General features: G+C 64.5%; 6 protein-coding genes. 3 read left to right on the top strand and 3 right to left on the bottom strand.

The genetic code is table 11. The features are described from left to right. Positions 1-109 precede the first annotated feature (109 nt). Together ASE91_RS04290 and ASE91_RS19150 are read left to right on the top strand one after the other, a co-directional pair. Positions 110-2,896 (top strand): M16 family metallopeptidase, encoded by a 2,787-nt coding sequence (locus tag ASE91_RS04290; protein WP_162233618.1) that lies wholly within the window; start codon positions 110-112, stop codon positions 2,894-2,896. Between the two features lie 129 nt (positions 2,897-3,025). Continuing rightward, positions 3,026-3,178 carry a hypothetical protein gene (locus tag ASE91_RS19150; RefSeq protein WP_156357655.1) on the top strand — a complete coding sequence of 51 codons (153 nt, stop codon included), beginning with the start codon at positions 3,026-3,028 and terminating at the stop codon, positions 3,176-3,178. An 84-nt stretch (positions 3,179-3,262) separates the two neighbouring features. On the opposite strand, the gene ASE91_RS04285 is transcribed toward ASE91_RS19150, so the two are convergent. The 3 genes from ASE91_RS04285 to ASE91_RS04275 form a co-directional block, all read right to left on the bottom strand. After that, positions 3,263-4,276, bottom strand: coding sequence for an AAA family ATPase (locus ASE91_RS04285; protein WP_056623069.1), 1,014 nt, complete (start codon positions 4,274-4,276; stop codon positions 3,263-3,265). Positions 4,277-4,348: 72 nt separating this feature from the next. Continuing rightward, a complete protein-coding gene (locus ASE91_RS04280) occupies positions 4,349-5,020 on the bottom strand; it encodes a response regulator transcription factor (protein WP_056623066.1) in 672 nt (223 codons plus the stop codon). Between the two features lie 91 nt (positions 5,021-5,111). After that, positions 5,112-8,120 (bottom strand): TonB-dependent receptor domain-containing protein, encoded by a 3,009-nt coding sequence (locus ASE91_RS04275; RefSeq protein ID WP_082453798.1) that lies wholly within the window; start codon positions 8,118-8,120, stop codon positions 5,112-5,114. A 562-nt stretch (positions 8,121-8,682) separates the two neighbouring features. On the opposite strand from ASE91_RS04275, the gene ASE91_RS04270 reads away from it, so the two are divergent. Next, a complete protein-coding gene (locus ASE91_RS04270) occupies positions 8,683-9,171 on the top strand; it encodes a hypothetical protein (RefSeq protein ID WP_056623063.1) in 489 nt (162 codons plus the stop codon). The last annotated feature ends 40 nt before the right edge of the window (positions 9,172-9,211 follow it).

Raw genomic sequence — 9,211 nt, 5'->3', positions numbered from 1 at the left:
CGATGCAGGCTTGCACCAACCTGACGCAACCGGTCAGCAAGGCTGGTGCAAGCTTCCCGTGATTGATCGCGCTTCTGCCCCGTTCCCGAAGGGGCGCCGGAGAACGATCGTGCCACTTTCCCGCCACTGCCTTGCGCTGCTGCTCGCCACTGCCACGCCGCTGCCCGCCATCGCGCAGCACGCCGTGGCCGTCGCGCACCCGATCCGCTTCGACGTCGAGCGCTTCACGCTCCCCAACGGGCTTACTGTCCTTGTCCACAGCAACCGGCGCAACCCCAACATCTTCGTCGGCGTCTATTACCGGGTCGGCGCAAAGGACGAACCCCGCGGGCGCAGCGGCTTCGCGCACCTGTTCGAACATCTGATGTTCCAGCCGACCGCGAACCGCACAGGCGACTATCTGGTGCCGATGACCACCGCTGGCGCCCGCGACGTCAACGCCAGCACGCTCGCCGACTATACCGAGTATCATCAGACGGTGCCGACCAACGCGCTCGATCTGGCGCTCTGGCTTGAATCGGACCGGATGGCGCATCTGACCGGCGGCCTCACCCAGCGCGTCCTCGACGACCAGCGCGCGGTGATAAAGAACGAAGCCAGCCAGACGCCGACGCAGGTATCGCGCCCCGAACAGCGGTTCCAGCGCGATTTATATACGCCCGGCCACCCCTATACCCGCCCGGTGATCGGCACGACCGAGGATCTTGAGGCGGCGACGCTCGACGAAGTGAAGGCGTGGCACCGGACCTATTACGGGGCCGGGAATGCGATCCTGGTACTGTCGGGCGACATCGACGTCGCGACCGCACGGGCCAGGGTCGGCCGCTATTTCGCCGACGTGCCGCGTGGCCCGGTGCCGCCACGCATCGCTGCCCCCGTGCCGACGCTGACCGCGACCCGGCGGGTCGTCTATCACGAGCCGGTCGCGACACCAGTCATCACCCGCGTCTGGTCGATCGATCCACGAGCTGCACGCGACATGACGCTGCTGCAACTGGCCGGACAGACGATGACCCTCCCCGGCCCGCGCTCCGTGCAATCGGCGCTTGTCGGCGAAGGCAAGCCTGCGGTGCATCTGTCGGCCCAGCTGGACCCGGGACAGCTCAGCACCGTCTTTTCGCTGTCGATGGCGGTGCGCCCGAACGTGTCGGTCGCGACCGCCGAGGCGGCGCTGGATGCAGCGATCGCCCGCTATCTGGCACAGGGACCCGAACAGCGGCAGCTGTCGGCCATTGCCGCGCTGACCGATCAGAGCCTGTTGCGCGACATGCAGGACAACGTGAATGTCGGCCTGCAGATGGCAGTCGGCGCGCTGTATCTGGACGACCCCGCCACGCTTCTGCGTCAGCGCGACTGGACCGCCGGCGCGACGAGCGCACAACTGCTCGAGGTGGCAGGCCGCTGGCTGTCGCGCCCCTTCTACCAGCAGACCATCCTGCCGGGCGAACCCGAACCGCTGCCACCCGCCGCGCCTGCCCCGGCCGCGACGTCGTCGACCGCCACGCCAACAAGGGCCGACCCGACACCCGTCGTCGACCGCAGCCGGATGCCCGAAATCGGCCCGTTCAAGGACAAGGTACCGTTTCCGAAGATCACCCGTACCCGGCTGGCGAACGGCATGACGCTGATCGTCGCCGAACGGCACGACCTGCCGATCGTCGATGTCGACGTGCGATTCCCTGTCGGGACGCAGGCCAACCATCGCTACGCACCCGGCGCCGTGCAGCAGGCGTTCGGATGGATGAGCGCTGGCACCACCCATGCGGACGAAGCCCGCCTGACCTCGGAGCGTGAACACAGCGCCATCGTGCTCGACGCCCATATCGGCGCGACCACCAGCGACTTCACCTGGTCGACATTAACCCGCAACGTCGATGCCGGTTTCGCGCTCGCCGCCGACATGCTGCGCAACCCGGTCTATCCGCAATCACGAATCGACGCCTATAATCAGGGGGCGTCCGCGCGCCTCGCAGCCTATGCCGCGCAGCCGCAGGTAGCCGCCGGGCTCCTGCTTGCGAACGCGCTGTGGGGCGACGGGCCGGGAGGAAAACTGCCCGACCCCGGTGGGCTCCGGCCGCTGACGCGCACGATGCTGACCGATTTCCACCGCCGCGAACTCGGCGGGGACGGGGCGACGCTGCTGGTGATGGGGGACATCACGCCTGCCGAAGCGCACCGCCTGGCGGAGCGGCATTTCGGCGACTGGCGACGCAACGCTCCCGCCGCCGTCCCCGTCATGCCAGCTCCCGCCGCCGCTCCCCGCATCATCCTGGTAGACGCGCCGGGCGCGCCGCAGAGCCAGATCACGATCGGCCAGCTTGTCCCGCCCCATGCGATCGACCGGCGCCCGGCGGAGGTCATCGCCGACATGACGCTGGCGGGCGAGTTCGACAGCCGCATCAACGCGAACCTGCGACAAGGCAAGGGCTGGACCTATGGCTTCGAAGGAAGCATCGCCGATACCGCCCATGGTCCGCGCGTCTTCAGCGCGACCGGCGCGATCGAAACCGACCGCACCGCCGACGCCATGCGCGAAATCCAGCGCGAACTGACTGCGTTCGTTACTACCCGGCCGATCACCGCGACCGAACTCGAGGCCCGGCGCGGCGCCGCAATCCGTGCGGTACCCGCAGGACTGAACGGCGACGCGGCGGTGATGCAGGCGATCTTGCGCGCCAACGATCGCGGCCGGCCGCTCGACGACGCCGGCCGGGCTGGCGACGCACTTGCGAAAGTAACGCTGGAGACGGTCAACCGCGTTGCGCGCGAGACGTTTCGGCCCGGCGCGATGACCTGGATCGTCGTCGGCAATCTCGCCCGAATCGAGGCGGGCATTCGCGGCCTGAACCTTGCCCCGGTCGAGGTTCGCGACGTGTACGGCAGGCGGTTACGGTGATCCGTACCCGCAGACGGCTTATCGTTACGCCGTTTCGACAAACTCCGTCGCTATCCACGACGAACGGTTCAACACACACGATCCTCCTACAAACATCGTACTGTCTTCGCATATTGCAAAGGAGCGACAATGAGGATTGCAATTACCGGGTTCGCGTTCGGCGCAGTCCTCGGCTATCTTGTTTTCCCATCGGTAGTGAATGTCATCCTGGTCGCGATCGGGACGGCCGTGGGTTCGGTCGGCATCGCGCGCGTCTGCGCCTGGTTACTCCGCAGTTCGTAACGTAGCTTCACTCGCCATCGGCTCGCTCGGCAAGGCGACTGCCGGGGCACATCGCCACCCTCGACCACGTCGCCGAACGGCTCCTCAGTCGTCGGCCGGCCGGTCGATGGCGGCCAAGACCTCCTCGACCAGCGTGTCGGTGCTGACGCTGCCGGCCTGTGCATGAAAATTGGGGACGATCCGGTGGCGCAGCGCGGGCAGCGCCACGGCGGCGATATCGTCGGTGCAGACCGCGAACCGGCCATCGAGCAGCGCCTGCACCTTGGCCGCCAGCATCAACGCCTGCACCCCACGCGGCGAAGCACCCAGCGTCACGTTGCGCGTCACCAGGTCGGGGGCATAGTCGCTACCCGGCTGCGTCGCCATGACTAGGCGGATCGCATAGCTCTTGGCTACATGCGCCACCGGCACCGCGCGCACCACGTCGCGCATCCGCACCAGCGTCGCGGCATCGCTGACGGGCGCGATCTTCACCGATTGCGCGCTGGTGGTGCGGTCGATGATCGCGTGATAGTCGCTCTCTTCGGGATAGCCGACCGTCAGCTTGAACAGGAACCGGTCCAGCTGCGCCTCGGGTAGCGGATAGGTGCCTTCCTGATCGACCGGATTCTGCGTCGCCATGACGCAGAACGGATCGGGCATTCGGATGGTGCGCCGCCCGACCGTCACCTGCTTCTCCTGCATGGCTTCGAGCAGCGCCGACTGGGTCCGCGGCGTTGCCCGGTTGATCTCGTCGGCCAGCACCAGGTTGGACACGATCGGCCCTTCCTGAAAGCTCAGTTCGTGGTGGCCGCCCTCGACCTCGCTCAGCATCGATGTACCGATGATGTCAGCGGGCATCATGTCCGGCGTGAACTGGATGCGCGAGAACGGCACCGACACGGCTTGGCTGACGGTGGACACCAGCGCGGTCTTGCCAAGCCCCGGAACCCCCTCCAGCAGCACATGTCCGCCCGCCATCAGCGCCGTCAGCACGCCGTCGATCACCTCGTGCTGCCCGACGATCATCCGTCCCACTTCGGCGCGGATGCGACGGAAGGTGTCGGCGAATTCGGCCGCACTGGCACGGGCCTGGGCAATCTCATCGGTCGGTTGCATTGTTTCTCGATCGAAAAAAAGAGGCGGGGTCAAGGGCGGAGCATGGACCGGCTGGCTTGCACCAGTCTGGCATCAGCTCTCGCTCAGGCAATAGCCAACGCCGCGTACGGTCTGGATCTTCACCCGGTCGGTCCTGCCCGCAATGTTGCGGCGCAGGCGCGATATCTGCGATTCCAGCGAGTTGGCGTTGACGAACCGGTCATATCCATAGACCCGCGCCTCCAGCGTCTCGCGCGGGACCATCGCGCCGGGCCGGGCGATCAGCGCGGCAAGAACCAGCGATTCTGTACGACGCAGAACGAAGGGTTCGTCGTCGATGGTGAAGCTGTTGCTGTCGGCATCGTAGCTCAGCGGTCCGAAACGCTTCGGCTCGTGCCGTACGTTCAACTCCCGCCGCAGCGCGTTGCGGATACGGGCGAGCAGTTCGCGCGGCTCGAACGGCTTGACGACATAATCGATCGCGCCGGCCTCCAGCGCGGCGACGGTGTCCTCCACTCCGCTCATCGCAGTCAGCATCAGGAAGCGCTGCGGCCGCAACCCCGCCTTGGCACCAAGCACTAGTTCCATGCCATCGCCATCGGGCAGTGTGCGGTCGACGATCACCAGATCGAACTGCCCCGACAGCAGCGCCTCTTGCGCCGTACCGAGCGACCCTGCCCCATCAACGACATAGCCCTGACGGCGCAGAAACGCCGCCAGCGTCTCCGCCACGCCCGTATCGTCCTCGACCATCAGCAAGCGCATGCGGGATTCCTGCCAGCTTGCCCCGCCCGGCACAATGCGTGCCGGACGGGTGCGTCCCGAACGAACCGTTCGCGGTTGAGGCAAAAGACGGTCAGAAGTTGTATTCCATCTGGATCATCCCCGTTCGGCCGGCGGCGTTGTATCGCGCCGTGTCATACGGACGGTTCTGGACCAGTGCGAAGGGCGGCTTGGGATTGAACAGGTTGCGGATCGCGAAATTGAACCTGACCTTATGGTTCGTGTTCCACGATCCGGTCAAGTCGAACGTGGTATAGCTGTCGACCTTGCGCAGATTCGGCGTCACGTTCCGAATACCGGCGTTGATGGAGGCATCATAGTCGTTGAGATACGACGGAGTGTGATATGCCCACAGTGTCAGGGTCACGTGATCCCGGAAGTAACCGAGCGAACCAACCACCCTATAATCGTCCGGTCCCTGGATCGTGCCGACCCTCGATAGAGGCTGGGTGGTCGGCAACACCTGCCGCTCCGCCTTCAGGTTGTCGACCACCACCACGCGCGGTTCGAAATTGCCGATATCGGTCATCAGCGAGTAGGCGACCTCGTAGGTCATCGACGAATACGTCGATGCAACAAGGTTGAAGACGCTCGCATTGACTTGCGTCACCTTGCCGTTCGCGTTGCGCGCATAGAATTGCGACAGGGAATAGGCTTCCGTACGGGTCAGCAACTGGTTGATGTCGTCGAGACGGCCGAATTCGTTGCGGATCACCGTCCGGTTGAACGTCGCGTCGATCGACAGGTTGTCCAGGAACCCAGTCGGGCGCCACGATGCGGTGAAGCTTTCCTGCCGCGAGGTCTGCGGGCGCAGGTTGACGTTGGGTGCAGTCACGAGTGGCACAAGATACCCGCGGGCGGGATCGTTGCGGAGGCAGTCGCGGTTTGCCGCGCAGTTGTAATAGGGATCGCCGATGATCGTAGCGAACGACTGCTCCGTACCGGCGGGGTTGAACAACTGGGTATAGGGCGGCGGCTGAAATCCGCGACCCCATTTGGCGAGGAAGGTCAGCTGGCCCACTGGTTGATACCGCACACCGAACGACGGGGTCACACGATTGAACGTGTTCTCGCCGAAGACCAGTTCGCCACCTTGTGCGACGGGTACGTTGTTCACCGTCCCGATCGCGCCGCTGGTCTTGAAGGTATCGCGCCGTGCCGCGAGGTTGAAGGTCAGCGTCCGCATCAGCGGCAGGTCATATCCCTTACCCAAGATCGGCAGACTAAGTTCACCGAACGCGGCATAACGATCGCGGCTGCCAGCGGTGCCGGTGACCAGGTTGATTTCCGAACTGTCCGCGCCGTCTGTGATGTATTCGCCGCCGACCGCATAGGTCAGCTTTCCGGCCGGCAGCGTCAGCAACGACCCGGTCAGCCGCGCCTCATATTGCGACAGCCGCGACGAGCGGTCCTCGCGCGCGTCGTTGTAGAGGAAATCGCTGATGCCGCCGCCCGGAGCGTTCACGTCGCTCCGAAACGGGTTGAACGCCACCGCCGGATCTGCGCTGGTCAGCGCCCGGCACTGCCGGTCGAAGACCGGCTGCAAGACCGCGCGCCGCGCGGCACTGATCTGCGACCGCGACAGTTCGTCGTTGACACACCCCCGCGTTCCGTCGGGGAGCGTCGTGAAGTCGACGACCGATCCCATCCGCACGCCTGATCCCGTGCTGGTGGACTGCGAGGTGGTGTAGATCAGGCTTAGTCGGGTATCCTTATTGACATCGTAGGTAGCGCCGGCGTTCACGCTCCAGCTGGTCGCGGTGTTGCGCAACACGCGCGGCGTGATGATTCCGGCTGCGACCTCGGCGGCGGGATAATAGCTGACGAAGGTTTCGGCGGTCCCCCCCGTGCCGAACGCGGGAAACGGGTTATACGCTTGGCCGACGCCGAGGCGCACCGTCAGCCCTTGCCCGATATCGCCTTCCAGCCGGTTCTTCGCCCGCGAATACAGCCCCTGCACATAGACCGAGAGGCGATCGGTGATTTTCTGGTCGATATTGCCGGTGAAGCTGACCGTCTCCGATTGCGGTCCGGCAAGGCGGGGGATGAAGTCGCGCAGCGCTTCACGACCGACCGTCACGAAATCCGCCTGGGTCGGAGGACGGCTCAGCCCTGGCCGGACAGTCAATCCCTGACGAATGACCGTGGTGTTGCTGGTGACCGGATCGAAAATAAATTGCGTCTGCTCGATCACCCCGGGCTGTAAGCCACTCTGAAACGAACGAAAGTCGTACTGCGGATCACCGTCGAAATAGGACGAATAATCGTCGGTAACATAGCCGGTCCGGCTGTTCACAATCGGGTAGATTTTCTGATAGTCGGCCGTAGCCGAAATCCGGCCGCTGCCCCATGAATAGGCACCGTAGGCGTTGAATCGGGCATTGTCGGCCCCGGCGCTCGACTTCAGCGCCTGACTGCCGAGCGTCAGCCCCTTGGCATCCTTGCGCAGGATGAAATTGATGACGCCGCTCAGCGCATCGGCGCCGTAGATCGCGGCCGATCCGCTGGGCAGGATCTCGACCCGTTCGATCGCGCTCAGCGGAATGCCGTTCAGATTGACGAACCCGTCCTCGATTCCCGCCGCACCCGCCATGCGACGACCGTTGATGAGGACCAGTGTGTTCCCTGCGCCGGTTCCGCCCAAGTTAGCGGCGGACACGCCGAGCGTGCCGAGTTCCGAAACGCTCGCCCCCCTGGGGCGCAGCGACAGCGGCCCGCGGGTACGCTCGTTGGTGATCGCGCCGATCGTGTTGACGTTCTGCGGCAGGGTGCGGATCAGGTCCTCGACCGAGGTCACGCCACGCGCCTTGATCTGCGCCCGGTCGATGATGATCTTCTGCGCGGTAACGTCGCCATCTGACAGGCGGCTCCCGGTGACTTCGATGTCGGCCTGATCTCCGGACGGCGCTTCCTTGAGCGCCTTGGCGCGCTCCGCCGCGATCTGCTCAGGGTCCCCAGAAATAGTCGTCTGCGTCGATCCGTCGGCATCGTCGTCCAGGTGACTGTCGGCAGACTGGCCGTCAGTCGACGGCGTATCCTGCGTCGGTTGAGCGGTCTGTGCCGACGCGACACCCTGGATCATAGGAAGGACCGTTGCCGCAAGCAGCAAGGATTTGCACGAAAGGCGCATGTAATGATTCCCCCGGTTTTGCCGCTATCCTCGGCGACTACCTTCCTCCTGCGGCCAACCGGCATCCTGTATTGTCTGGCGACTGGACGCTCTCGCTTGCCGTCCACGATGCTATGGCGACAAGCTTACCTGAACCTGATCCTGTTCGCCGTAGAACCGATCCCGATGTTCTCTTCCATCCGGCGTGCCCGATCTGACTTACCGCCTGTTCAGAACGTTTTTTGCTAAAATGCATCATGCATCACGAACTCGACCGATTGGTCCCTCGCGCAGACTTGAAGCATCGGATACCGCCGCGTATGCGCCCATCCTACATCTACAATCGCTTCCAACTGCTTGCGCCGGCAATGACTTGCTTGTCGACCTTATCCGCACGTGTTGATAGGCACGTCTCGCGGCGCTGGTCACGGTTCGGCTCGATAACTGTTGCGCGGATTTCTAGCTGATGATTTCCATTCCCATCTTATCGGTACCGGCGCATGCTGTCGTTCAGAATTCGGTTCGGCTATTTGCTGTGGCAACGCAGGAAACCCCACGGGACCGACAGAGCCGGCCCGAACCCGTCGCCCCACCCGATCCCGAGATCGTCGTTGTCGGCCGGCGGCGTGCCAAGCCGCTGGATAATGCGACCCCGGCCCGGCAGTTGTCCGAAGACGAAGTATTGACCTATGGCGCACTGTTGGTCGGTGACCTGATCCAGAAGCTGCGGGACGAACAAGGCGGTCGCCCTTTCTCGATTATCGTCAACGGGCGGCGCGTCTCGTCGGTCGCCGACATCAACGAACTGCCGGCCGAGGCGCTGGACTCGATCCAGCTGTACGCCCCGACCGAAGGCGGCAAGTTCGGCTTTGCTTCGACCGACCGGTTGCTGAACATCACCCTGAAGAAACGCTTTCGATCGCTCTCGGTCGACCTCGACGGCGACGGGTCGACCGATGGCGGAGGAGAGTCGATCAGGCTCTCCCCGCGCGCGGCCAACATCGCGGGGGTGCTGTCAGTCTAACGCGAACCGCTCTCCACACGATGCAGTCAGGCCTTTGAGG

It is taken from the genome of Sphingomonas sp. Leaf62 (genome assembly GCF_001421915.1).
Taxonomy (GTDB): domain Bacteria; phylum Pseudomonadota; class Alphaproteobacteria; order Sphingomonadales; family Sphingomonadaceae; genus Sphingomonas.
This window is presented reverse-complemented; position numbering and strand designations above follow the sequence as displayed.